The following is a 23,993-nucleotide window of genomic DNA, read 5'->3' on the forward strand; positions in this document are numbered from 1 at the left end:
CAAGGCCAGGCGCTCAGGAGGCTGCGATGGAATATGTCCGAGAGTTCAAGCCGGCGCCGGCATCGTCCGGCATCATCGCGTCGAGCGTCTACACCGCCGGCAAGCGCATCGCCGACATACCGATCGAGGAAGCCGGCGAATGGGCCAAGAAGTCGGGCCATGTCGTCTGGATCGGGCTGCTCGAACCCGACCGCGAGCTTCTGCTGCGCGTCAAGGCGCAATTTCATCTGCACGAACTGGCGATCGAAGACGCCGAACATCCGCACCAGCGGCCGAAGATCGAGCAATATGGCGATGCGCTGTTCATTGTTGCCCGCACCGCACAACTGATCGACGGACGCGTCACCTTCGGCGAGACGCATCTGTTCGTCGGCTCAGGCTATATCGTCAGCGTCAGGCATGGTCCCTCGACCTCATACGCCGCCGTGCGCCAGCACTGGGAAAGCTGTCCGCACTCACTGGCCAAGGGCGAGGATTTCGTCCTCTACGCCATCCTCGACTTCATCGTCGACAACTACATGCCGGTGCTAGAGCAGATCGAGGACGAGGTCGAGGCGATCGAGGACAGGGTGCTGCTGAAGCCGATGACCGGTCCTGACATCGAGCGGCTCTATATGCTGCGCCGCGATCTGTTGCGCCTGCGCAATGCGGCGCTGCCGCTGGTCGAGGTCTGCCGCCGGCTGACCAGCGCCGAACTGCCGCAGATCCATACCGCAATGCATCCGCTGTTTCGCGATGTCACCGACCATATCCGCACCGTGCAGGAAAAGATCGACAGCCTGCGCGAGGTTCTGGCGTTCGCTTTCGAAGCCAGCCTGCTGGTCGGCCAGAGCCAGGAAACCGCGAACACCAAGAAGCTGGCCTCATGGGCGGCGATCCTGGCGGTGCCGACGGCGCTCGCCGGCATTTACGGCATGAATTTCGACGACATGCCGGAACTGAAGATGCAATACGGCTATCCCGTCGTATTGGTCTCGATTGCGCTGATCTGCTCGTTTTTGTATTGGCGATTTCGAAAGAGTGGGTGGCTGTGATGGTAGGCAGTAGGCAGTAGGCAGTAGGCAGTAGGCAGTAGGCAGTAGGCAGTAGGCAGTAGGCAGAATAAGGTAGCGCCTCACGAGCGCTACCCCATTCCCTACTGCCCAGTCCCCAATCCCTATTCCTAACTACCGGCTCCTGCGCCGCTCTGAAGCCGGCTGGAACGCCACCCTTGCGTGGTACTTGCAGTAAGGTCCGGTTTCAGCCGCCTCGTTGCCGCAGAAGTTGAAGTCTTCCGACAGCGGATCGCCATTCGGCCATTTGCAGGTGCGCTCGGTGAGATCGGTGAGCTGCAGATGCCGCGAGATCGGCACGACGACGTTTTCGACCGGGCGGATGTAGTGGCGCGCCACTGGCTCGGCGTCGAACTGCGCCTGCAGCGCGTTCGCCCCGATCGAAGTCGTGACATGGCGCTGCGCGGTTGCGGCGCGCGGCACCGATTTCTGGATCGAAGATCCCTGCGTTGTCTTCTTCTGACGCGCCGGCGTCGCGGTCGAGCGTCCGCGGCCTGACAGCTTCAGCCGGTGCACCTTGCCGATGACCGCGTTGCGGCTGACCCCGCCGAGTTGGGCGGCGATCTGGCTTGCGCTCAAGCCCTCCGACCACAGTTTCCTGAGAAGTTCGACCCGCTCGTCAGTCCAGTTCATGAGACCGCGCTCCTGCTATGTGTGCGGCAGCCGGAATCCGTTCCCGACCCGGCAATCTTTGCCGGGGCAGACACCACATATATTAGGTGATTAGGTCCGCCGCACGAAATCTAGTTATTTCCCGACTACAATTACCTCATGTGTTGACTCGGTGACAAGAGTCCTAGGTGCAACACGAATCGGTTTTTTAGGTTTTCCCCAACTTGCCCGGTCGCTTATGAGCCGGCGTCTCGTCGGGAGCTTGCGGCGCGCCTCTGCACGACGTTTTCGTTGACTTCATGGCCGAAAAACACGATAAGCCGCAAAGGCCGCCGCTTTGGCGGCTTTTTTGATTTTTCCGGTACCGGAGACGCATATAATGAGCGGTTCGGCGCTTTACGAGACCTTTGCCCGCGCCCCTTTGGCCTTCGACCATGGCGAAGGCACCTGGCTGGTTACCGACAAGGGCGAGCGATATCTCGATTTCGCTGGCGGCATCGCGGTCAATTCGTTGGGCCACAGCCATCCGCATCTGGTCTCGGCGCTGACCGAACAGGCGGCCAAGCTCTGGCACGTCTCCAATCTCTACGAGATCCCGGGGCAGGCCCGGCTCGGCGAGCGGCTGGCTGACGCCACCTTCGCCGACAAGGTGTTCTTCACCAATTCCGGCGCCGAGGCGCTCGAATGCGCGATCAAGACGGCGCGGCGCTACCAGTTCGTCAAGGGCCATCCCGAGCGCTTCCGGGTCATTACCTTCGAAGGCGCCTTCCACGGCCGCACGCTGGCGACCATCGCCGCCGGCGGCCAGTACAAATATCTCGAAGGCTTCGGCCCCAAGGTCGAAGGCTTCGACCAGGTCGGCTTCGACGACATCGACGCCGCCGAGAAGGCGATCACACCAGAGACCGCCGCGATCCTGATCGAACCGGTGCAAGGCGAGGGCGGCATCCGCCCGGTGCCGACGCAATCCTTGAAACGGCTGCGGCAGCTCTGCGACCAGCACGGCCTGCTGCTGATCTTCGATGAGGTCCAGTGCGGTATCGGTCGCACCGGAAAGCTGTTCGCGCATGAATGGACCGGCGTGACGCCCGACATCATGGCGATTGCCAAGGGCATTGGCGGCGGCTTTCCGATGGGCGCGTGCCTCGCCACCGACGACGCTGTCGTCGGCATGACGGCAGGCGTGCATGGCACCACTTTCGGCGGCAATCCGCTGGCCATGGCGGTCGGCAACGCTGTGCTCGACGTCGTGCTGGAAGACGGCTTCCTCGAAGACGTCCAGCGCAAGGCATTGCTGATGAAGCAGGGCCTGGCGGCGGTCGCCGACGAATTTCCCGATGTCATCGAAGGCATCAGGGGCAGCGGCCTGATGCTTGGCCTGAAATGCGCCATGCCCAACACCAAGGTCAACATGGCGCTGCGCGACCAGCATCTGCTGGCGGTGCCGGCAGGCGACAACGTCATTCGTCTGCTGCCGCCGCTGACCGTCACCGACGCCGAGATCGGCGAAGCACTCGATCGCATCCGCGCCGGCGCCAAGGGCCTGACCGACGCCATCGCCGCGGCCGCCGCGAAGTAATCCCGAGAACCATTCCCGATGAGCCTTCGCCATTTCACCGATCTTTCCGCCGTTTCCGAAGGCGATCTGCGCCTGATGCTGGACGATGCGGTGGTGCGCAAGGCGCGCCTCAAGGCCGGCGAACGGACCAAACCGCTCGAAGGCAAGGTGCTGGCCATGATCTTCGACAAGCCGTCGACGCGCACGCGCGTGTCCTTCGACGTCGGCATGCGACAGCTCGGCGGCGAGACCATCATGCTGACCGGGACCGAAATGCAGCTCGGCCGCTCCGAGACCATTGCCGACACCGCCAAGGTGCTGTCGCGCTATGTCGACGCCATCATGATCCGCACCACGTCGCATGAGCGGCTGCTCGAGCTGACCGAGAATGCCACGATTCCGGTCATCAACGGGCTGACCGACGACACCCATCCCTGTCAGCTGATGGCCGACATCATGACCTTCGAGGAGCATCGCGGTCCGGTTGCCGGCAAGACCATCGCCTGGACCGGGGACGGCAACAACGTGCTGCATTCGCTGCTCGAGGCCTCGGCGCGGTTCCGCTTCAACCTCAATGTCGCCGTGCCGGAAGGCAGCGAGCCGGCGCAGAAGCACATCGACTGGTCGAAGTCCAATGGCGGCAAGCTGCACTTCACCCGCTCGCCCGAAGAGGCCGTCGACCAGGCCGACTGCATCGTCACCGACTGCTGGGTGTCGATGGGCCAGGAACATCGCGCCCGCGGCCATAATGTCTTCTCGCCCTATCAGGTCAATGCGGCGCTGATGGCCAGGGCCAAGCCCGACGCCCTGTTCATGCACTGCCTGCCGGCGCATCGCGGCGAGGAAGTCACCGACGAGGTCATCGACGGTCCGCATTCGGTTGTCTTCGACGAAGCCGAGAACCGGCTCCACGCCCAGAAGGCGGTTTTGGCCTGGTGTCTGGGCGCTTGATCTCTAGGCGCTTGATCTCCAAGCGCTTGATCCGGGGCGGCGCGATGCCTATTTGCGCCCCATCACGCAAATCAAGCGCGTTTGGACGCATGCACCCCTCCGGGCCGCATGGCCGCGCCCTGGAGCTTTGTCATGTTGGAAACGCATCAAGTGACTGAACATCACCCCAAACTCGGCGAGTTCGGCTATGCCGGCGACGATCATGTCGTGCCCTTCGAGGTAGGCCCGCTCGACGTGCGCGGCCGCACCGTGCAGCTCGGGCCGATGCTCGACGCCATCCTCAACCGTCATGACTATCCCGAGCCGGTCGCCCGCCTGCTGGCGGAAGCCTGTGTGCTGACGGTGCTGCTCGGCACTTCGCTCAAATTCGAGGGCAAGTTCATCCTGCAGACCCGCACCGACGGGCCTGTCGATATGCTGGTCGCGGATTTCTCCACGCCTTCGGCATTGCGCGCCTATGCGCGCTTCGATGCCGACCGGCTGGAGGCCCTGGTGGCCGCAGGCCAGACCTCGCAGCAGACGCTGCTGGGCAGCGGCGTTTTGGCGCTGACCATCGACCAGGGGGCGCACACGCAGCGCTATCAGGGCATCGTCCAGCTCGACGGCGAGACGCTGGAAGACGCCGCGCGCACCTATTTCCGCCAGTCGGAGCAGATCCCGACCGACCTCAGGCTGTCGGTGGCCAAGCTGCTGACGCCCGGCCCCGGCGGTGCGCGCGAGCAGTGGCGCGCCGGCGGTATCCTGGCGCAGTTCCTGCCGCAGTCGCCCGAGCGCATGCGCGTGCCCGACATTTCGGGGGGCGACGGCGATCCGCGCGACGTGATGAACGAGCCGGCCGACAATTCTTGGCGCGAGCTGGTGGCGCTGCTCGGCACCATCGAGCCGACCGAGCTGATCGACCCGACCATCGGCGCCGAGCGGCTGCTCTACAGGCTGTTCCACGAACATGGCGTGCGCGTCTTCGGCGGCGTGCCGGTTGCCGACCAATGTTCCTGCTCAAGGGACAAGATACGCGGCATCCTCGAGGGGTTTTCCGCGCAGGAGATCAAGGACAGCACCGAAGATGGCGGCATCCACGTCGCCTGCGAGTTCTGCTCGAAGCAGTACGACTTCGACCCGGCGGAGTTTGCAACTCAGTAGCATCTCTTCCTTCTCCCCGTTCACGGGGAGAAGGTGCCCGAAGGGCGGATGAGGGCAGCGCGAACTTTGGTGAATGGCCGCGCATAGCCTAGGTCATGTGCGTGGAAGATAACCTCATGACTCTGGCGCTGCCCCTCATTGCCCTGCCGGGCATTTCTCCCCGTATAGTGACGGGGAGAAAACCCCTAATTCACCGTCCGTCGGGTCCCCGGCAGATCCAGCGAAAACGCGGGAATAGCGACGTCGAACGTCTCGCCCTTTTTGTTGCGCATGGTGTAGTGGCCGACCATGAAGCCGGACGGCGTCGAGAGCGGGCAGCCTGACGTGTATTGATAGCTGTCGCCGGGATTGAGCTCAGGCTGGTCGCCGACCACACCGGCGCCGCGCACTTCCTCGACCCGGCCGCTGCCGTCGGTGATGTGCCAGTAACGCGCCATAAGCTGCACGAAATCGTCCGACTGGTTGTCGATCGTCACCTGGTAGCCCCAGACATAACGGTTCTCCGCCGGGTCCGAGCGGTCCTCCAGGTAGAACGGTCTGACCTGCACTTCGATGTTGCGCGTGACGGCGCGGTACATGGGCTGCTCCGGTTGCGCAGCAGGGAACATTTGTCGCGCCATGCGGTTTGATACGCGCAGAGCGGCATGTCCTGCCAGCCTCAAAGCGCAGTGCCGACAACAATGTCATTTAAGTGACACATGACAATGTTGGTGTGCGCAAACCTTGCCGGCGACTCAAGGCCCATCTGTCGACTGACAAAGCAGCCGCGAGCGGCCTTTCCGGAGTGACCAGATCTCGATGGAACCAGCTCTCACAGCCGCCTTCGCTTCCTCCGCTTTGCTTCTTTCCAATCTCGCCAGCATCCTGCTTGCTTCGTCGAAACTGCAAGCGCGTCGCCTTATCCCTCCGCCGTCCGGCGAGCAGCCACCGGTCTCGATCGTCGTGCCGTCGCGCGGCGTGGAGCCGTTCACACAAGAGACGCTGCAGCGAGCCTTCTCGCTCGACTGGCCGCGCTACGAACTGATCTTCTGCGTCGCTCACGCCGACGATCCCGTCGTCAAACTGATAAACAGGGCGATCGTCCTGTTTCCCAACGTGCCGGCCCGGCTGCTGATCGGCGACGACCGCGTCAGCAGCAACCCGAAGCTCAACAACTGCGTCAAGGGCTGGGAAGCGGCGCGCTATCATTGGGTTATTCTGGCGGATTCCAACGTGCTGATGCCAAGGGATTACGTCCAGCACCTGATGGCGGCCTGGCGGACCAATACCGGGCTTATCTGCTCGACGCCGATCGGCTCTCGGCCGGATGGCTTTTGGGCCGAGGTCGAATGCGCGTTCCTCAACACGCTGCAGGCGCGCTGGCAATATGCCGGCGAGGCGCTCGGTCTCGGCTTTGCCCAGGGCAAGAGCATGCTGTGGAACAAGCCGATGCTCGATACCAATGGCGGTATCCGCGCGCTGGCCGCCGAGATCGCCGAGGATGCTGCTGCAACCAAGCTGGTCAACGGACTGGGCCTGCACGTCAATCTCGTTGCCTCGCCTTTCGAGCAACCACTGGGGCAGCGCCGACTTGCCGACATCTGGTCGCGCCAGGCGCGCTGGGCGCGGTTGCGCCGCGTCACCTTCCCACTGTTTTTCGCACCCGAGATCCTGACCGGCGTCGCCGTGCCGTTGGCGTTGGCGCTGGTGGCGGCCGCAAGTGCCGGCATCAGCCTGCCGGCCACGGTGATGGCCGTGCTGACGGCGGCCTACATTCCCGAATGCGCGCTGGCCGCGGCCAAGGGCTGGCATCTGTCGCTGCGCATGGTCCCGGCGATGATGGTCCGCGACATGATGCTTCCCGCCATCTGGGCGCGCGGCTGGCTGAGCGGCGCCGTCGACTGGCGCGGCAACACCATGACCATCGGCACCAAGACGGCCGAACTGGAAGAGGTTTCGTCGGGAGCGTGACGCCTCGCGGCCTATCCGGCTGCCTTCAGCGCCTGCGCAACGTCCTCCAGCAGATCGTCCGTATCCTCAAGACCGACCGACAGCCTGAGCGTTCCCGGCCCGATGCCAAGCTCGGCGCGAGCTTCGTCGCTGAGGTTCTTGTGCGTGGTGGTCGCCGGATGGGTGATCAGGCTCTTGGCGTCGCCGAGATTGTTGGAGATCAGCACGATGTCGAGCGCGTTCTGCAAGGCGAAGGCCGCCTGCTTGCCGCCCTTGACGTCGAGGCAGATCAGCGTCGATCCGCCCGTCATCTGCTTCTTGACGATGTCGGCCTGCGGGTGGTCGGCGCGGCCGGGATAGATGACGCGGGCGATTTCCGGCCGTCCTGCCAGGAAATCCGCGATCTTGGCCGCGCTTTCCGTCTGCTGGCGCACCCGAACCGGCAGCGTCTCCAGGCCCTTGAGCAGCGTCCAGGCGTTGAACGGCGACAGGCTCGGGCCGGTGTGGCGGAAATAGTCGTGCAAATTCTCGTCGATCCATTTCTTGTCCGACAGGATGATGCCGCCGAGACAGCGTCCCTGGCCGTCAATGTGCTTGGTCGCGGAGTAGACGACGATATGGGCGCCGAGCTGCAAGGGCTTCTGCTGCAAGGGCGTGGCAAAGACATTGTCGACGATCAGCCTGGCGCCGATCGAGGTGGCGAGCGCCGCCACCGCTGCGATGTCGACCACTTCCAGCGTCGGATTGGTCGGGCTTTCCAGGAAGAACAGTTTCGTGTTCGGCCGCACCGCCTTTTCCCAGTTGGCGATGTCGGTGCCGTCGACCAGCGTTGCCTCGATGCCGTATTTCGGCGCCAGCGTCTCCACCACCCAGCGGCAGGAGCCGAACAGCGCGCGCGCCGCAACGATATGGTCGCCGGCCTTGGCGCTGCACAGGAGCGCTGCCGTCACCGCCGCCATGCCGGACGCCGTGGCGCGCGCATCTTCGGCACCCTCCAGCGCGCACATGCGCTTTTCGAACATGTCGACGGTAGGGTTGGCGTAGCGCGAATAGATGAAGCCCGGCTCCTCGCCCTTGAAACGGGCTTCCGCGGCCTGCGCCGTTTCATAGACATAGCCCTGGGTGAGATACATCGCTTCCGACGTCTCGCCGAACTGTGAACGCAGTGTTCCCCCGTGCACGAGTGCGGTCTGAGGCTTCCAGTTACGCTTCTTGGTGCTCATCGCTTTTGTTCCAGACACAAAAAAACCGGCCGCGAAAGTCGCAACCGGTCCATATGGCCTTGCGGCCCGACGGTCCTTTAGCGACTTGTTTAACGTGGCTGCAAGCCGACCGGCCAAATCACCACGGGATAACGACCCTTTAGACCTCACCTGCGCTTGCGTCAATTGCCGGCTTCATTAAGAGGTTTGTACCAGGCAGGTTCCGCAATAATATCCAGCGGTTTTGCGGCAAGAACCTGCCACAAAGAGACCGACCTTGGAGCGGAGCCAGCCTTTTGCGGCAGACAGGCATTCTTCCCGATCAGGACATTTCCGCGCTGTTTCAGTCCGGCGCGCTGGAGTCGCCGCGCGCGCTCGATGTCGACCAGGTGCAGCCGGCGAGCCTCGATCTGAGGCTCGGCGACAAGGCTTTTCGCGTGCGCGCCTCCTTCCTGCCGGGTCCCGATCATCTGGTGGCCGACAAGCTTCACCGGCTGAAATTGCATGAGTTCAGTCTCGCCGAGGGCGCGGTGCTGGAAACCGGCTGCGTCTACATCGTGCCGCTGCTCGAAAGCCTGGCGCTGCCCGCAAACGTGTCCGCCTCGGCCAACCCGAAGAGCTCGACAGGCCGGCTCGACATCTTCACCCGGGTGATGACCGATCGCGGCCATGAGTTCGACAAGATCGCCGCCGGCTATCACGGGCCGCTTTATCTCGAAGTCAGTCCGCGCACCTTCCCGATCGTCGTGCGCGCCGGATCGCGACTGTCGCAGATCCGCTTTCGCACCGGAAACGCGCTGTTGTCGGAGGCAGAGCTGAACGAATTGCACCGCGCCGAGATGCTGGTGGCGACCGAGCCGCCCAACATTTCCGGCGGCGGCATTGCGCTGTCGATCGATCTTGACGGCGACCAGAACGGCCTGGTCGGCTATCGCGGCAAGCATCACACCGGCTTGGTCGATGTCGACAAGCGCGCCGCCCAGGATGCCGTCGATTTCTGGGAGCCGCTCTACAAGAGCGGCGCCGGCGAACTGGTGCTCGACCCGGACGAGTTCTACATCCTGGTCAGCCGCGAAGCCGTGCACGTGCCGCCGCTCTACGCCGCCGAGATGACGCCCTTCGATCCGCTGGTTGGCGAATTCCGTGTTCACTATGCCGGCTTCTTCGATCCGGGCTTCGGCCATTCGGCCTCAGGCGGCACCGGCAGCCGGGCGGTGCTCGAAGTGCGCAGCCACGAAGTGCCGTTCATCCTCGACCACGGCCAGATCGTCGGCCGGCTGGTCTACGAACACATGCTGAAGCGGCCGCAGGCGCTTTACGGCACCGATCTCGGCTCGAATTACCAGGCGCAAGGCCTCAAGCTCTCCAAGCATTTCCGCCCCGCCGGCTGAACCTTCGATCACCGTCAGGCAAAATACTTGCCTGCGCTGCCTCACCATGCTTGGCTGCCTTTCGGTGGCCGGCAAGAGAACGGCGCGCAAGGGGAACCAAAATGCAGATTTCAAGATGGATCATATCGGCAGCGAGCGCTGCCATGCTGGTGATATCGGCCGGCTCGCTGGCTGAGGCGCAGGAGAAATTGAAGATCGGCACCGAGGGCGCCTATCCGCCCTTCAACACCATCACCGCGGACGGCAAGATCGAGGGCTTCGACATCGACATTGCCAATGCGCTGTGTGCGCAGATGAAGGTCGAGTGCGAGATCGTCACCCAGGACTGGGACGGCATCATCCCGGCGCTGCAGGCGAAAAAGTTCGACGCCATCATCGCCTCGATGAGCATCACCGAGGAGCGCAAGAAACAGGTCGCCTTCACCAACAAATACTACACGACGCCGCTGGCGCTGGTGGCGCCGAAGGACAGCGACCTCACTTCCACCGAACCGGCAGCCCTTGCCGGCAAGACGGTGGGCGCGCAGGCCTCGACCACCCAGGCCGACTATGCGCAGGACGCCTATGGCAAGGCCGGCGCCGAGGCGAAACTCTACCCCACCCAGGAAGAGGCGATCACCGACCTGCAGAACGGCCGTCTCGACGCCGTCATCTCCGACAAGTTCGTGCTGATGGACTGGCTGAAGAAGGCGAGCGAAGGCTGCTGCAAGCTTGTCGGCGACGTCAAGGGCACCGAGACGCAAGCCGGCATCGCTGTCCGCCTGGAAGACACGGCGCTGCGCGACAAGCTGAATGCGGCGATAGACGCCATCGTCGCCGACGGCACTTACAAGAAGATCCAGGCCAAGTATTTCGATTTCGATATTTATTGAGTCCCGTCCGCCGGCGTCAGCCGCGAAAGAGATACTCTTTCGCGGCGCCAAGGCAGGCATGAAAATGGCCGATAAACAGCAGTTCGCGTGCGGCCAAACGTTTCCTGCCCCAAAAGCCTTCGGTCAGTTTGACCTCGTCGAGCGAAGCGTTTGAGCCGCGCTTCAACGGGAACAACTGCTTGTCGAGGCAACCGAGGACATGGGCCTTGGCGGAGTCGATGCCGCAGACCTTGCCATTGTTGTTCAGCCTGTCGCTGCAAAGCGCTGATGTCATGTGATCCGTGTTGCGCATCAGAAAGCTCACCTGGGCTTTCGAATAGCCGGTTGCCAGAAGACGGCTCGTCATCGCCAAACGGGCTTCACGATAGGACTTCGGGCTGCACTGGCCGGCGCTAAAGGCCACCGACGGTTGGGTCAGGAACAGGGCCACGCCCGTGAACACAATGACAAGCCGCATTCCGTTCATTTCCGGCTCCCAAATTGTGATGCTGCCTCAAAGCGCCTTCACCGCCACCTTAACCGGCTGCTCAATCTCCAGCGGGTTGCGCAGCGGTAGGCCGAAATCCGCGGCCTCGATCTCGAACACGTCGCCGGCCTGAGTCTTGATGCCGTCGGCAAAGGACAGCGTCGCCGTGCCGAACATGTGCACATGCACGTCGCCCGGCTGGCGGAAGGCCGAATATTTGAAGTGATGATGTTCGAGATTGGCGATTGTGTGCGACATGTTCGCTTCGCCCGACAGGAACGGCTTTTCCCACAGCAAATTGCTGTCGCGATAGATTCGCGATGAGCCCCTGACGTCGGCCGGCAGGTCGCCGATCAGGATTTCCGGCCCGAACGAGGCGTTGCGCAGTTTGGAATGTGCCAGGAACAGATAGTTCACCCGCTCGGTAACATGATCGGAAAACTCGTTCGACAGCGTGAAGCCGACGCGGAACGGCGCGCCGTCGTCGCCGATGACATAGATGCCGGCGATTTCCGGCTCCTCGCCGGCGTCCTGCGCAAAGGCCGGCGACATCAGTGCGGCGCCCGGCGCCACCGCCATGGTGCCGTTGCCCTTGTAGAACCATTCCGGCTGCACGCCGGTCTGGCCCTTGGCCGGCTTGCCGCCTTCGAGCCCCATGCGGAACATCTTCATGGAATCGGTAAGCTGCTCCTCGCCGCCATCGCTGAGCTTCTTGTGCATGGAATCGCGCGTCGCCGCCGAGCCGAGATGGGTCAGGCCGGTGCCGGTCAGATGCAGATGCGCAGGATCGGGATGATTGATCGGCGACTCCAGCCGGCCCTTCTTGTAGACGGCGTCGAGGTCTATCGCTTCACCGAACCCCTTGCGTTCGATCAGCGCGGCGAGGCCCGTTCCGGTGCGCGCGGCTTCCATGGCCAGCGAATAGACGCTGCGGGCGCCGTTGATGATCCTGGTCTTGCCGCCGCCATTGCGGGCGACGACGCGGATGGTCTCGGCGTCGTCGAGGATCTGGGAGATTAGCATGATGAAATCCTCTCTCATGTGCTTGGCCTTGGATGCCTCTTGGCAAACCTTGACCTGCGCGGCTCGGACCTCGCCGCGCCACGGGTTGAACTCTTCGTCCGGATTGCGCTCGCGAGCTTGATCCCTCGGGGGACTTCTTATGCCGACAATTTGCCGGCTGCGCCGCGATCGTATGCCTCCTGCTTGCCTCGCCTGAAGCTTGTCAGGCCTTGTTCTTGTTGTAGACGTCGAAGATCACGGCGCCGAGCAGCACCAGGCCTTTGACCACCTGCTGCCAGTCGACATTGACGCCCATGATCGACATGCCGTTGTTCATCACGCCCATGATGAAGCCGCCGACGACCGCCCCGATAACCTGGCCGACGCCGCCCATCGCCGAGGCGCCGCCGATGAACACTGCGGCGATGACATCGAGCTCCGAGCCGAGACCCGCCGCCGGCACCGCCTGGCCGAGACGAGCCGCGATGATCAGGCCGCCAAGCGCCGACAGCACGCCCATATTGATGAACACCATCAGCGTCAGCCGCTCGGTGTTGATGCCCGACAGCTGCGCCGCCTTGGGATTGCCGCCCATGGCGTAGATGCGCCTCCCGATGGTCATGCGCTTGGTGACGAAGACGAACAACGTGATCAGCACGCCCATGACCAGCAGCACCACGGGCAGGCCGCGGTAGCTGGCAAACTCATAGACCAGGAACAGCGCCAGCGCGCTGGCGACCAGCGTCTTGACCACGAACAGGGTGAAGGGCTCGGCCTCATAACCATGGCGTTCTCGTTTGCGCCGGGTGCGGACCCCGAAATAGGCATAGGCGAGCACGGCGATCAGCCCCAGCACGACCGTCGTCATGTGCAGGGTCACGCCGCTGCCCATGATGGTCTTGCCGGCTGCGTTCACGACCGGCGGGACGAGCGTCAGTGGGCCGATCACATCCGGGATGAAGCCGGAACTGAGCATCTTGAAGTCGTCGGGAAGCGGACCAACCGACGAGCCGCCGCCAAGCAAGGCCTGGCAAATGCCGCGGAAGATCAGCATTCCGGCCAGCGTGACAATGAAGCTCGGTATCCGGTGATAGGCGATCCAATACCCTTGCGCGGCGCCGATCAGGCCACCCGCGACCAGGCAGACGATCGAAACCACCAGGGGATTGCTCAGCGGTCCGAGTTGCCAGATGACCATCATGTTTGCCGCCAGCGCGCCAATGAAACCGGCGACCGATCCGACGCTGAGGTCGATATAGCCCGATACGATCACCAGCAGCATGCCCAGCGCCATCACGATGATGAAGGAGTTCTGCTGCACCAGATTGCTGAGGTTGACCGGCTTGAACAACGTCCCCGACGTGGTGAACTGGAAGAACAGCATGATGACGATCAGGGCTATGATCAGTCCGTATTCGCGTAAATTCGTCGCCAGCGCCGAGACGGCGATGCGCGGGCGCTGTTCGTCGGCGACGTTGCCCTGCGGGGCGGGGGCGCTTTCGGTGCTCATGCTGCTTTTCCTTCTCCCCGGACGATGGCGCGCATTATCTTTTCCTGGCTTGCTTCCGCCGCCGGCATTTCGCCCACCATGCGCCCTTCGTTCATGACGTAGATGCGGTCGGTAATCCCCAGCAATTCCGGCATTTCCGACGAGATGACCACGATCGCCTTACCCTCCGAGGCAAGGCGCGCGATGATCGTGTAGATTTCATACTTGGCGCCGACATCGATGCCGCGTGTCGGCTCGTCGAGGATCAGCACGTCAGGATCGGCAAACAGCCATTTCGACAGCACCACCTTCTGCTGGTTGCCGCCGGAAAGATTGCCGGTCATCTGATAGACGCTTGACGCACGGATATTGGTCTTCTTGCGATAGTCGTTGGCGACCGCAAGTTCGCGCATGTCGTCGATCACGCTGTGGCGCGACACGCCGTCGAGATTGGCCAGCGTAATGTTATGCTTGATATGATCGATGAGGTTCAGGCCGTAGGTCTTGCGGTCCTCGGTGACATAGGCGATGCCGTGTTGGACCGCCTTGCTTACCGAGGAGACATCGACCGGCTTGCCCTTGAGCAGCACTTCGCCGGTGATGCGGCGGCCATAGGAGCGGCCGAACAGGCTCATGGCGAATTCGGTGCGGCCGGCGCCCATCAGCCCGGCGATGCCGACCACCTCGCCCTTGCGCACATTGATGTCGATGCCCTTGATCACCTGCCGCTCGGCATGGAGCGGGTGATAGACCGACCAGTTTTTCACCTCGAACACGACTTCGCCGATCTTGGGCTCGCGCGGCGGATAGCGGTCGTCGAGCGAACGGCCGACCATCGAGGTGATGATGCGGTCTTCGGAGATATCCTTCTTGGCCAGCGTCTCGATGGTGCGCCCGTCACGGATGACGGTTACCTTGTCGGCGACCCGGTTGATCTCGTTGAGCTTGTGCGAGATCAGGATCGAGGTCATGCCTTGTCGCTTGAATTCGAGCAGAAGATCGAGAAGCGCCTGGCTGTCTTTCTCGCTGAGCGACGCGGTCGGCTCATCGAGGATCAAAAGCTTGACGTCCTTGCTCAGCGCCTTGGCGATCTCGACCAGCTGCTGCTTGCCGACGCCGATATTGGTGATCAGTGTCTTGGGGTCCTCCTTGAGGCCCACCTTCTTCAACAGGGCAGCGGTGCGCGCCTCGTTGGCATCCCAGTCGATGACGCCGTATCGGGCGTTTTCGTTGCCGAGGAAGATATTTTCGGTGATCGACAGCATCGGCACCAGCGCTAGCTCCTGGTGGATGATGACGATGCCCTTGTGTTCGCTGTCATGGATACCTTTGAACTGGCATTCCTGACCCTGAAAAATGATCTGGCCGTCATATGTGCCGGCGGGATAGACGCCCGACAGAACCTTCATCAGCGTCGACTTGCCGGCGCCGTTCTCGCCAACCACGGCGTGGATCTCGCCTTCTTCGACGCTGAGGTTGACGTTCGACAGCGCCTTCACGCCGGGGAACGTCTTGGTGATGTCGCGCATCTCCAAAATCGTCGTCATCAGGGCAAGCTCCTCCTGTTGCATGTCGCTCAAAAGTGCTTGCGGTTTGAGACAACGACATGCACGGAAATAAAGTCCGGTAGAAACAATACCGGGGTCGCTTGTGAACGGAAAGGGGTCCTGCGTCGCGCAGGACCCCTGTCTTTATAAACGGATTACTTCAGTTCGTCGGCCTTGATGTAGCCGGAGTCGACGACCAGTGCCTGGTAGTTCGACTTGTCGACCTCATGCGGCGTCAAAAGGATCGAGGGAACGACCTTGACGTCGTTATTGTAGGTCTTTTCATCGAGGCCGTCCGGCTTGCCGCCCGAGAGCACCTTGTCGACGAGTTCGACGGTGGCCTTGGCCAGTTCGCGGGTGTCCTTGAACACGGTCGAGTATTGCTCGCCCGTGATGATCAGCTTGACCGAAGCAGTCTCGGCGTCCTGGCCGGTCACGATCGGCCACGGCTGGGCGTCGGTGCCGTAACCGACGGCGCGCAGCGAAGCGGTGATGCCGCGCGACAGGCCGTCATAGGGCGAAAGAACGCCATCGACGCGGCTGCCGTCCGAGTAGTTGGCCGACAGAAGGTTGTCCATGCGCGCCTGGGCGGTGGCGGCGAGCCAGCGCAGCGTGCCGACCTTGTCCATGCCGGTCTGGCCGGACTTGATCTTGATCGAGCCGTCATCGATCAGCGGCTGCAGCACCGAGATTGCGCCGTTGTAGAAGAAGAAGGCGTTGTTGTCGTCCGGCGAGCCGCCGAACAGTTCGACGTTCCACGGCTTGGTGTTCGGGAAGCGCTCCTTGAGGCCCTTGACCAGCGAGTTCGCCTGGATCACGCCGACGCCGAAATTGTCGAAGGTGGTGTAGTAATCGACATTGGCGGTCTTCTTGATCAGGCGGTCATAGGCGACGACGACGACGCCGGCGTCAGCGGCCTTCTGCAGCGCGTCCGACAGGGTCGTGCCGTCGATCGAAGCGATGATCAGCGCCTTCGGGCCCTTGGTGATTTCGTTTTCCAGCTGGCTGAGCTGGTTGGGGATGTCGTCCTGCGCGTACTGCAGGTCGACCGTGTAGCCGAGAGCTTCGAGCTGGGACTTGACGGCATCGCCGTCATTGATCCAGCGCTGCGAGGTCTTGGTCGGCATCAGCACGCCGACAAGACCCTTGTCGGCTGCATGCGCCGAGTAGGTCATGGCAGCGATGCCAAGGGCCGCGACGGCGGCCAGTGTCTTGATAATTTTCACGTAAACTCTCCCTGGTTGATGGACGCGACACCTCGGGGCTTCGCGGGCCGCGCAGTCGGGCGGATGCGCCAAAGCGCCGCCGCCGTCATAATCGATCTCCGGTATCCTCCCAATCGGCCCTCAGTCTTGATTTAAATCGATACGATTTTGCTCGTCATCGACCGTCAAGTCTTGAGGACGCGCGAAAGTGTGACCCTTTGCCATAACTGTCAAATGCGATCTTCGGTGGTTGCTATACCAAAACCGGTATATGACGAGACCGGGCTGGAACAGTGGCGGAAGCGGGAAAAGGCATGGCGGCTTTACGAGGTCCTCAGGGAATTTCAAGCGGTTACGATGAATTGCCGGGCGATGGCGAGACACTTCTGCGCAGTGGCTTGAGCCTGCGTCACATGCGCATGATCGCAGCGCTGGACGATCACGGTCGGGTGAGCGCGGCCGCCCAGGTGATGAACATCTCGCAGCCGGCGGCCTCGCGCATGATTTCCGAGATGGAAGCGGTGCTCGAGGTCAAGCTGTGCGAAAGGCTGCCGCGCGGCATCACGCTCACCCCTTACGGCAAGGCGCTGGCCCGGCGCGCGCGCTCGATCCTGCTCGAAATGCGCGAGGCCGACCGCGAAATATCGGAGCTCAAGGCCGGCAAGGGCGGCTCGGTGTTCCTTGGCGCGGTGACGGCGCCGGCGATCGAACTGGCGGTCCCGGCGATCCGCGAGATACGCCGCCTTTATCCGCGCATCGAGATTACCATGCAGGTCGAGACGTCGAATGTGCTGGCGCGCGAACTGATCGCCACGCGCCATGATTTCATCATCGCCCGTGTTCCCGAAGACCTCAATCCGCGGCTGTTCGAATCGCGCGTCATCGGCGTCGAGAAGGCCTGCCTGATCGTGCGTCGCGGCCACCCGCTGAGCAATGGCCATCCTCTTAACAATGGGAGGGCGGTGCGGCTGGAGGACACCGCCGCCTTCGACTGGGTGTTCCAGTCGGGCGGGTCGCCGCTGCGCCAGGCGATGGAGAGCAATTTCCTGAACCGCAACATCGCCCTGCCGGACCGCATCCTCAACACCTCGTCGCTGCTGCTCACCCTGGTCATGGTGGCGCAGTCCGACGCCATCGCCCCGGTGTCGATCCAGGTGGCAAAATTCATCCAGAACCCCGACGGTCTCGCCGGCGCCATCGACGTCGTCCAGACCGAGTTCGACATCGAGGTCCGGCCCTACAGCCTGATCACGGTGAAGAACCGAGTCTTGTCGCCGGCGGCCAAGATGCTGCACGATTTTATCTTGCGGGAAGTGGGATAGGAACTGGAGCGGGTAGAGGGAATCGAACCCTCGCGTTCAGCTTGGGAAGCTGACAAGCTACCATTACATCATACCCGCGTCGGCTCCTCGATATCATGACGGGCGTGCTTCGGGCAATCGCCTTGGACAGCTCTTCGGAAACGGCTGTTGGAAACCCCGACCGATTGCGCCAGTCCGCCTGCCTTGATGCGGGCGCAGCAAGTGCGTATTCGTGCCCCTGTACCCCCAAATCCGGGGCACCCGAATTTGGAGGCAGGCCCCTTGTCCACAGTGACGCGCTTTCTCGGTGACTCGCCAGGGTGATCGTCAAGCTGCTGGTCGTGTCGTTCCTCGTCGGCCTGGTCATGAATGCGTTCGGCTGGACGCCGATGGACGTCTTCTACCACATCCAGGGTTTCTACATCGATCTTTGGAACCTCGGCTTCAACGCGGTCTATCGCTTCTTGGGCTATATCCTGCTCGGCGCCGCGATCGTCGTGCCGGTGTTCATCCTGCTCAGGCTCGCGAACTACCGGAAGTGAAGCGGACCACGATCCCGAAAAGTGGAAACCGGTTTTCGGAAAAGATTGTGCTCAAACCAAAGGCCACTCAGGCAAAGTCCGACGCCACCTCGAACAGGATGGCGTGGCGCGCCGCGAGCGCTGCGACATCGGTCGAATAGCCGCCGCCGATGACACCGCAGACCGGGATGCCCAGCGCGCGGAAATGACCGATCACCATGGCGTCGCGGGCACGCACGCCGTCATCGCTGAGCGATAGCCGGCCGAGCCGGTCCTCGGCATGCACGTCGACACCGGCATTGTAGAAGACGATGTCCCAGTGCGCCTTGGCCGAGAGCTCCGGCAGGAGGACACCCAGCCGTTCGAGATAGGCGCCATCGCCGGTGCCGTCCGGCAGCGCAACGTCGAGATCGGAGGCAATCTTGCGCACCGGATAATTGCGCTCGCCATGCATGGAAAAGGTGAAGGCGCGTGGTTCCTCTCTCAGTATATCCGCCGTGCCGTCGCCCTGATGCACATCGAGATCGACGATCAGGATGGTTTGGGCGGAACCTTCGGCTAGCAGCACCAGCGAAGCGACGGCGACATCGTTGAAAGTGCAGAAGCCCGCGCCTTGCGCACGCCGCGCATGGTGGCTGCCGCCGGCGCTGTTGCAGGCAATGCCGTTGACAAGCGCCAGCCGCGCCGCCAGCACCGTGCCGCCGGCGGCGAGTTGCGCCCTGAGGGAAACGCGCGGACCCACGGGAAAGCCGATCTCGCGCTCGATCTTTTCAGGCACTGAACACGTGATGACCTGGTCGACATAATCAGCCGCATGGGCGAGCTTCAGCCATGAGGCCGGCGCCGGCTCGGGCATCGACAGCGCCTCGGCATGGATCAGACCCCTGATATGCAAGGCCTGCATCAGCAGCGGATATTTGCTCATCGGAAAGCGATGATTGACCGCGAAGCCGGCATCGTAGTCGGGGTGATGGACGATCTGCAGGGGCATGGCTAAAGCAATTCCAGGAAAAGTGTGCAGCGGTTTTCCCGGGAGAAGCGCGTAGCGCTTCCCCTTGGGAATTGCTTAAAACCAGTACTCGGATCCGGCGGGCTCGCGCCAGAAGAACATTTCGGTTGGCCGTTACGGCAAGAGTGATTGCGCGGCGGCCGGAAAATGGGGCACATCGGCTGTTCGATCAAGCCGCAATCAGCAAGGCAGCAATCCCCTGGACACGGGTGCAACCCCAGCCGACGCGAGACCCTTCGCCGTCACCAACCGTTCGGTGCTCGCCATCGCCGTGCCGATGACGCTCGCCTATCTGACGACGCCGCTGCTCGGCATCGTCGACACGGCTGTGGTCGGGCAGTTCGGCGATGCCGCCCTGCTCGGCGGCCTGGCGGCCGGGGCGCTGGTCTTCGACGTCGTCTTCAGCACCTTCAATTTCCTGCGCTCCGGCACCACCGGCCTCGTCGCCCAGGCGTTTGGGCGCGGCGACGAAACCGAGGAGCAGGCGGTGTTCTGGCGCGCCGTGCTGATCGCGGTCGCCGCCGGCATCGTGCTTGTCGTCCTTGCGCCGCTGATCGCCATCGCCGGCCAGAAATTCATCGGCGGCGAAGCGCGCGTCGGCGAGGCGATGGGCGTCTATATCCACATCAGAATGCTCGCCGCCCCCTTCACTCTGATCAACTACGCCATCCTCGGCTATGTCCTTGGACGCGGCGAGGGCGGGCTTGGGCTGATGCTGCAGGCGGTGCTCAACGGCATCAACATCGTGCTTTGCATCCTGCTCGGCCTGAAGCTTGGCTGGGGCGTCGCCGGCGTGGCCTGGGCGACCGTCACCGGCGAATGTCTGGCCATGCTGCTGGGTCTCGCCATCGTTGTCTGGCGCTTCCGGGCCGCACCCCGCCTGCCGCGGCATCGCCTGCTCGACATGCCCGCTTTCCTGCGCATGCTGTCGCTCAACCGCGATATCATGATCCGCTCGTTCTCGCTGCTCGCCGCTTTCGCGCTGTTCACCCGCCAGGGCGCGCAGTTCGGCACGCTGACGCTGGCCGCCAATGCCGTGCTGATGAACTTCTTCCTCGTCGCCGGCTATTTTCTCGACGGTTTCGCCACCGCGGCCGAACAGTTGGCGGGACGCGCGATCGGCGCACGTGCCGAGACGGCGTTCCGCCGGGCGGTACGTCTGACCTTATTCTGGGGGTTCGGCCTCGCCGGAACCGCCACGCTGATCTTCTGGCTCGGCGGCGCCGGCCTGATTTCGTTGATCACCACGTCGCCGGATGTTCGTGCTGTTGCCGACATCTATCTGCCGTGGGCGGCACTGACACCGCTGAGCGGCGTGCTGGCCTTCCAGATGGACGGCGTCTTCATCGGCGCTACCTGGTCGCGCGAGATGCGCAACATGATGCTGGTGTCGTTCCTGGCCTTCAGCGCCGCATTGTTCAGCTTGGCGCCGTCTCTCGGCAATCACGGCCTGTGGGCGGCGCTGCACGTCTTCCTGCTGGTGCGCGGCTTCAGCCTGCTGGCCATCCTGCGGCTCCGGTTGCGCACGGCGTTTTAGCGCTTAGAAACGGCCATTGGCCCAATTTCTTGTCAGCTCGCCTGCTGCCTCGCAAACGTCCATGGCAATCTCGTGGTCGGAAGGCGCAAGCGCCGCTACGACTGCATTGCAGTTTTTGGCGGGCTGCTCGGCAGAAGGCATATCGGAATAGACAAAGAAGCAAACGGCCGCTGACTGCAATGCAGCGGTCGACGAGACGTTCGCGGGCAAGGCATTCCCAGCGGCGGCCTGGCAAAGTTGCCGCACATAGGGCTCCAGTTGACCATTGCCAAAAGGAGCAGCCATGGACGCAAGAATGAAAACCGCAGTCAATGGCATTGCAGCCTCGCTTTTCAATCGAAGACGCTGACAGGTCTTGTGTGCTCTAAATATAGCATCAGATCGGACAGCGGCCACGTTCGCTGCGGATCAACGGCGTAGCTTGGCCGTCAAATCAAAGCGGCTTTGCCGCCCATTCGCCGAGCCGGCTATCGCGCAGGCCGCGCAAGGACGTCAGCTGTTCCCTGTCGGCGAACTTCGCCATGCCGGCAAGGATGCGGCCGGGCAGCGCCGGTCCGGCATAGACCATGCCGGTGTAGAGCTGCACGAGGTCGGCGCCGGCGCGGATTTTCTCCAGCGCGGTCTCGGCGGAATCGACGCCGCCGACGCCGATGACGGCGCGCTCCGGCCCGAGCAGCCGACGCATCTTGGCCAGCACGATGGTCGAACGCTCGAACAGCGGTTTTCCCGAGAGACCGCCGGTCTCGCCGGCGCCGCTTGGGCTACGCAATCCGGATCGCGAGAGCGTCGTGTTGGAGACGATGACGCCGTCGATCTGCTTTTCGGTCACTTCGGCGGCGATGTCTTCCAGCTCGGCCTCGACCAGATCGGGTGCGACCTTGAGAAAGATTGGTGGCTGGGCCGATGCCGAGCCACGGGCCGATATGACGCGACCCAGAAGTTCGCCGAGCTGTTCGCGCGCCTGCATGTTGCGCAGGCCGGGCGTGTTGGGCGACGAGATGTTGACGGTGAGATAACTGGCGTATTTCGCAAAGCGGGAGACGCCGAGCTCATAGTCATGGACACGATCGGCGCTGTCCTTGTTGGCGCCGATGTTGACGCCGACGATGCCGACGCGTCCCTTGCGCGCGGCAAGGCGCATCTCGGCCGCTTCGTGGCCCTCATTGTTAAAACCCAGCCGGTTGATCACCGCATCATCCTCAGCCAGCCGGAAAATGCGCGGCTTCGGATTGCCGGCCTGCGGCAGCGGCGTCACGGTGCCGACTTCGGCAAAGCCGAAGCCGAGGCTAAGCAGCGCGTCAGGCACCTCGGCATTCTTGTCATAGCCTGCGGCCATGCCGAGCGGATTGGGGAAGGCGATGCCACAGAGGCTGAGCTTCAACCTGTCGTCGCGCACCGTCCGCGCGCCGACCGGCAGACCGCAGCGCAGCGCCGCGATCGACATGCCATGCGCCGTTTCCGGATCGAAGGTGAACAGCAGTTTCTGGCCGATGCGATCGAACACGCTCATTCGGCCTCCAGCGCCGGAAACTGGTGTGCGCCATCAGCGCCGAGCGGCAATGGTTTCACCCACAGCACGGCGCTCATATCGAGCACGCCATAGAGATGCGGAAACAGCGCGCCGCCGCGCGAGACCTCGTATTTCAGCGCGTCACCGAGCAGCGCCCCGTCGATGGCGATCAGCAGCAAATCCGTCTGGCCGGCGAAATGCTTCGCCGCCGTCTCCCTGGCCTGATCAGCAGTGGAGAAGTGGATGAAGCCGTCGGCGACGTCGATCGGAGCGCCGGTGAAGCGGCCGTTTTTCTCGGCCGCGCGCCAAAGCGCTTCGGGCGCGATCTTGTAGATAATCTGAGACATGGTTGCGCTATAATCCGAACCGATCATGCGGGGAAGGGCAACTCGTCCGCATTTACGGCGCAAAGCTGTGATAGGTTGCGCACCCTGGCTCGTGGAGGATGGAACATGCGTCTGCAGCACATACTGATCCCCGCCGCACTGGTCTCGCTGGTCGCGGCGTCGGCCTGGTCCGAAGAGACCGACCACTACCGGCTGGAAAAAGCGGCCAACGGCTATGTCCGCATGGACACCCGGACCGGCGCCATGTCGATCTGCGAGGAGCGCTCCGGCCAGCTCGTCTGCAAGATGGCGGCCGACGAACGCGCCGCCTTCCAGGACGAGGTCGAGCGTTTGCAGGCCTCGATGAAGGCCATGGACGAACGCGTCGCCAGGTTGGAGAATTCGCTGTCGGCCCGTCTCGAGTCGAAATTGCCGAGCGAAGAGGATTTCGACAAGACGATGAGCTATATGGAGCGCATGCTGCGTGGCTTCATGGGCATCGTCAAGGAGATGGACAAGGACAATGGCGACGGCGCCAAGCTCAACTCGCAAAAGACCTGAGCTGCCCGGCGCAAAGTGCCGTCCGGCCATTGCCGCTTGAAAACAAAGCGCTTCGCCGCATAATCGTCCGATCCCGTAAAAGCCGTCAATCGATAACGAAGTTTGGGCAACAACGGGATTTGGGGAGGAACATTTGCCGTCGGGCTACACCTTCGTCATTGCCGACGACCATCCGCTGTTCCGCGGCGCCTTGAAAGAGGCACTTGCCGGCGTCGGCGATGTCGCCGCCATTCACGAGGCCGGCGATTTCGAAAGTGCCAAGGCCCTGGTCGTGGCCAATGAGGATGTCGACCTGGTGCTGCTCGACCTGTCGATGCCGGGCGCCAGCGGCCTGTCCGGTCTGATCGCGCTGCGCGGCATCCACCCGGCGGTGCCGCTGGTGGTGGTGTCGGCCCACGACGACCCGGTGACCATCCGGCGCGCGCTCGATCTCGGCGCATCCGGCTTCATCTCCAAATCGGCCAGCATGGAGGAGATCCGCGGCGCCGTGCAGACGGTGCTGGCCGGCGATATCGCCGCGCCCGTCGGCATCGACCTCGGCGTCGAGCGCGACCCCGAAATATCCGACCTGATCAAGCGGCTGCAGGCGCTGACGCCGCAGCAGACGCGTGTCCTCGGCATGCTGGCCGAAGGCCTGCTCAACAAGCAGATCGCCTACGAACTCAGCGTCTCCGAAGCGACTGTAAAGGCGCATGTCTCGGCCATCCTGCAGAAACTCGGCGTCGACAGCCGCACCCAGGCGGTGATCCAGCTGTCCAAGATCGGCAGCGATCCGTTGCAGCCAGCAGGCTAAAGCTATTCCAGGAAAGTGC

Annotated in this window: 24 protein-coding genes, 1 tRNA gene and 1 riboswitch; of the genes, 12 read left to right on the top strand and 13 right to left on the bottom strand. The window is 62.9% G+C overall.

From position 1 onward, the window contains the following. Nucleotides 1-26 precede the first annotated feature (26 nt). Nucleotides 27-1,034: a magnesium and cobalt transport protein CorA gene (locus tag X750_RS160040; RefSeq protein ID WP_023692534.1), complete on the top strand. Its 1,008-nt coding sequence runs from the start codon at nt 27-29 to the stop codon at nt 1,032-1,034. Between the two features lie 132 nt (nt 1,035-1,166). On the opposite strand, the gene X750_RS160035 is transcribed toward X750_RS160040, so the two are convergent. Further along, nucleotides 1,167-1,685 carry a GcrA family cell cycle regulator gene (locus X750_RS160035; RefSeq protein ID WP_023692533.1) on the bottom strand — a complete coding sequence of 173 codons (519 nt, stop codon included), beginning with the start codon at nt 1,683-1,685 and terminating at the stop codon, nt 1,167-1,169. A 358-nt stretch (nt 1,686-2,043) separates the two neighbouring features. Between X750_RS160035 and X750_RS160030 the strand changes: the two genes are divergently transcribed. From X750_RS160030 to X750_RS160020, 3 genes are all read left to right on the top strand, one after another. Continuing rightward, nucleotides 2,044-3,243, top strand: a complete 1,200-nt coding sequence (locus X750_RS160030) for an aspartate aminotransferase family protein (RefSeq protein WP_023681950.1) — start codon at nt 2,044-2,046, stop codon at nt 3,241-3,243. 18 nt (nt 3,244-3,261) lie between these two features. Further along, nucleotides 3,262-4,173: an ornithine carbamoyltransferase gene (gene argF, locus X750_RS160025; protein ID WP_023669629.1), complete on the top strand. Its 912-nt coding sequence runs from the start codon at nt 3,262-3,264 to the stop codon at nt 4,171-4,173. Between the two features lie 108 nt (nt 4,174-4,281). Beyond that, entirely contained in the window at nt 4,282-5,313 is a 1,032-nt protein-coding gene (locus X750_RS160020) for an Hsp33 family molecular chaperone (RefSeq protein WP_031198187.1), read from the top strand. A gap of 185 nt (nt 5,314-5,498) precedes the next feature. Here the strand turns inward: X750_RS160020 and apaG are convergent, their stop codons facing one another. Further along, nucleotides 5,499-5,891: a Co2+/Mg2+ efflux protein ApaG gene (gene apaG / locus X750_RS160015; RefSeq protein ID WP_023669631.1), complete on the bottom strand. Its 393-nt coding sequence runs from the start codon at nt 5,889-5,891 to the stop codon at nt 5,499-5,501. Nucleotides 5,892-6,111: 220 nt separating this feature from the next. On the opposite strand from apaG, the gene X750_RS160010 reads away from it, so the two are divergent. After that, the gene (locus X750_RS160010) at nt 6,112-7,263 is read left to right on the top strand and encodes a ceramide glucosyltransferase (RefSeq protein ID WP_023669632.1); all 1,152 of its coding nucleotides are present in this window, start codon (nt 6,112-6,114) and stop codon (nt 7,261-7,263) included. 11 nt (nt 7,264-7,274) lie between these two features. On the opposite strand, the gene X750_RS160005 is transcribed toward X750_RS160010, so the two are convergent. Next, nucleotides 7,275-8,465, bottom strand: coding sequence for an O-succinylhomoserine sulfhydrylase (locus tag X750_RS160005; protein ID WP_023669633.1), 1,191 nt, complete (start codon nt 8,463-8,465; stop codon nt 7,275-7,277). 57 nt (nt 8,466-8,522) lie between these two features. Beyond that, a riboswitch (SAM riboswitch) is annotated at nt 8,523-8,600 on the bottom strand. Nucleotides 8,601-8,740: 140 nt separating this feature from the next. Here X750_RS160005 and X750_RS160000 point away from each other — a divergent pair. Beyond that, complete coding sequence (locus tag X750_RS160000) at nt 8,741-9,835, top strand: 2'-deoxycytidine 5'-triphosphate deaminase (RefSeq protein ID WP_023738218.1); 1,095 nt, start codon at nt 8,741-8,743, stop codon at nt 9,833-9,835. 101 nt (nt 9,836-9,936) lie between these two features. Next, nucleotides 9,937-10,707 carry an ABC transporter substrate-binding protein gene (locus tag X750_RS159995; protein ID WP_023681945.1) on the top strand — a complete coding sequence of 257 codons (771 nt, stop codon included), beginning with the start codon at nt 9,937-9,939 and terminating at the stop codon, nt 10,705-10,707. A 16-nt stretch (nt 10,708-10,723) separates the two neighbouring features. Here the strand turns inward: X750_RS159995 and X750_RS159990 are convergent, their stop codons facing one another. The 5 genes from X750_RS159990 to chvE all read right to left on the bottom strand — a co-directional run bounded on the left by X750_RS159990 (nt 10,724) and on the right by chvE (nt 16,437). Further along, nucleotides 10,724-11,173, bottom strand: coding sequence for a hypothetical protein (locus X750_RS159990; RefSeq protein WP_023750003.1), 450 nt, complete (start codon nt 11,171-11,173; stop codon nt 10,724-10,726). 27 nt (nt 11,174-11,200) lie between these two features. Continuing rightward, on the bottom strand, nt 11,201-12,196 hold the full coding sequence (gene araD1 / locus X750_RS159985) for an AraD1 family protein (RefSeq protein ID WP_023746697.1): 996 nt from the start codon (nt 12,194-12,196) through the stop codon (nt 11,201-11,203). Nucleotides 12,197-12,398: 202 nt separating this feature from the next. Beyond that, complete coding sequence (mmsB, locus tag X750_RS159980) at nt 12,399-13,685, bottom strand: multiple monosaccharide ABC transporter permease (RefSeq protein ID WP_023669637.1); 1,287 nt, start codon at nt 13,683-13,685, stop codon at nt 12,399-12,401. Next, nucleotides 13,682-15,214, bottom strand: coding sequence for a multiple monosaccharide ABC transporter ATP-binding protein (gene mmsA / locus X750_RS159975; protein ID WP_027049369.1), 1,533 nt, complete (start codon nt 15,212-15,214; stop codon nt 13,682-13,684). Before mmsA ends, mmsB begins: the two co-directional genes overlap by 4 nt. Nucleotides 15,215-15,366: 152 nt before the next feature. Continuing rightward, complete coding sequence (chvE, locus tag X750_RS159970) at nt 15,367-16,437, bottom strand: multiple monosaccharide ABC transporter substrate-binding protein (protein ID WP_023681943.1); 1,071 nt, start codon at nt 16,435-16,437, stop codon at nt 15,367-15,369. 293 nt (nt 16,438-16,730) lie between these two features. Between chvE and X750_RS159965 the strand changes: the two genes are divergently transcribed. After that, nucleotides 16,731-17,738, top strand: a complete 1,008-nt coding sequence (locus X750_RS159965; protein WP_023669640.1) for a LysR family transcriptional regulator — start codon at nt 16,731-16,733, stop codon at nt 17,736-17,738. A gap of 4 nt (nt 17,739-17,742) precedes the next feature. Here the strand turns inward: X750_RS159965 and X750_RS159960 are convergent. Beyond that, a tRNA-Gly gene (locus X750_RS159960) sits at nt 17,743-17,816 on the bottom strand. 221 nt (nt 17,817-18,037) lie between these two features. Here X750_RS159960 and X750_RS0132185 point away from each other — a divergent pair. Continuing rightward, nucleotides 18,038-18,259, top strand: coding sequence for a DUF6460 domain-containing protein (locus X750_RS0132185; RefSeq protein WP_031242510.1), 222 nt, complete (start codon nt 18,038-18,040; stop codon nt 18,257-18,259). 67 nt (nt 18,260-18,326) lie between these two features. Here X750_RS0132185 and X750_RS159955 read toward each other — a convergent pair whose 3' ends face one another. Beyond that, nucleotides 18,327-19,229, bottom strand: a complete 903-nt coding sequence (locus X750_RS159955; RefSeq protein ID WP_023746698.1) for a histone deacetylase — start codon at nt 19,227-19,229, stop codon at nt 18,327-18,329. Between the two features lie 217 nt (nt 19,230-19,446). Between X750_RS159955 and X750_RS159950 the strand changes: the two genes are divergently transcribed. Continuing rightward, entirely contained in the window at nt 19,447-20,784 is a 1,338-nt protein-coding gene (locus X750_RS159950) for an MATE family efflux transporter (RefSeq protein ID WP_023746699.1), read from the top strand. A 3-nt stretch (nt 20,785-20,787) separates the two neighbouring features. Here X750_RS159950 and X750_RS159945 read toward each other — a convergent pair whose 3' ends face one another. The 3 genes from X750_RS159945 to X750_RS159935 all read right to left on the bottom strand — a co-directional run bounded on the left by X750_RS159945 (nt 20,788) and on the right by X750_RS159935 (nt 22,641). Further along, the gene (locus X750_RS159945) at nt 20,788-21,102 is read right to left on the bottom strand and encodes a hypothetical protein (protein WP_023703431.1); all 315 of its coding nucleotides are present in this window, start codon (nt 21,100-21,102) and stop codon (nt 20,788-20,790) included. Nucleotides 21,103-21,217: 115 nt separating this feature from the next. Continuing rightward, on the bottom strand, nt 21,218-22,294 hold the full coding sequence (locus X750_RS159940) for a quinone-dependent dihydroorotate dehydrogenase (protein WP_023703430.1): 1,077 nt from the start codon (nt 22,292-22,294) through the stop codon (nt 21,218-21,220). Then, the gene (locus X750_RS159935) at nt 22,291-22,641 is read right to left on the bottom strand and encodes a DUF952 domain-containing protein (RefSeq protein ID WP_023703429.1); all 351 of its coding nucleotides are present in this window, start codon (nt 22,639-22,641) and stop codon (nt 22,291-22,293) included. Before X750_RS159935 ends, X750_RS159940 begins: the two co-directional genes overlap by 4 nt. A gap of 105 nt (nt 22,642-22,746) precedes the next feature. Between X750_RS159935 and X750_RS159930 the strand changes: the two genes are divergently transcribed. Continuing rightward, nucleotides 22,747-23,181: a hypothetical protein gene (locus X750_RS159930; protein ID WP_023746700.1), complete on the top strand. Its 435-nt coding sequence runs from the start codon at nt 22,747-22,749 to the stop codon at nt 23,179-23,181. A gap of 133 nt (nt 23,182-23,314) precedes the next feature. Next, entirely contained in the window at nt 23,315-23,974 is a 660-nt protein-coding gene (locus X750_RS159925) for a response regulator transcription factor (protein ID WP_023703427.1), read from the top strand. Nucleotides 23,975-23,993 lie beyond the last annotated feature (19 nt).

This window comes from Mesorhizobium sp. LNJC391B00 (assembly GCF_000502535.1).
Classification (GTDB): domain Bacteria; phylum Pseudomonadota; class Alphaproteobacteria; order Rhizobiales; family Rhizobiaceae; genus Mesorhizobium.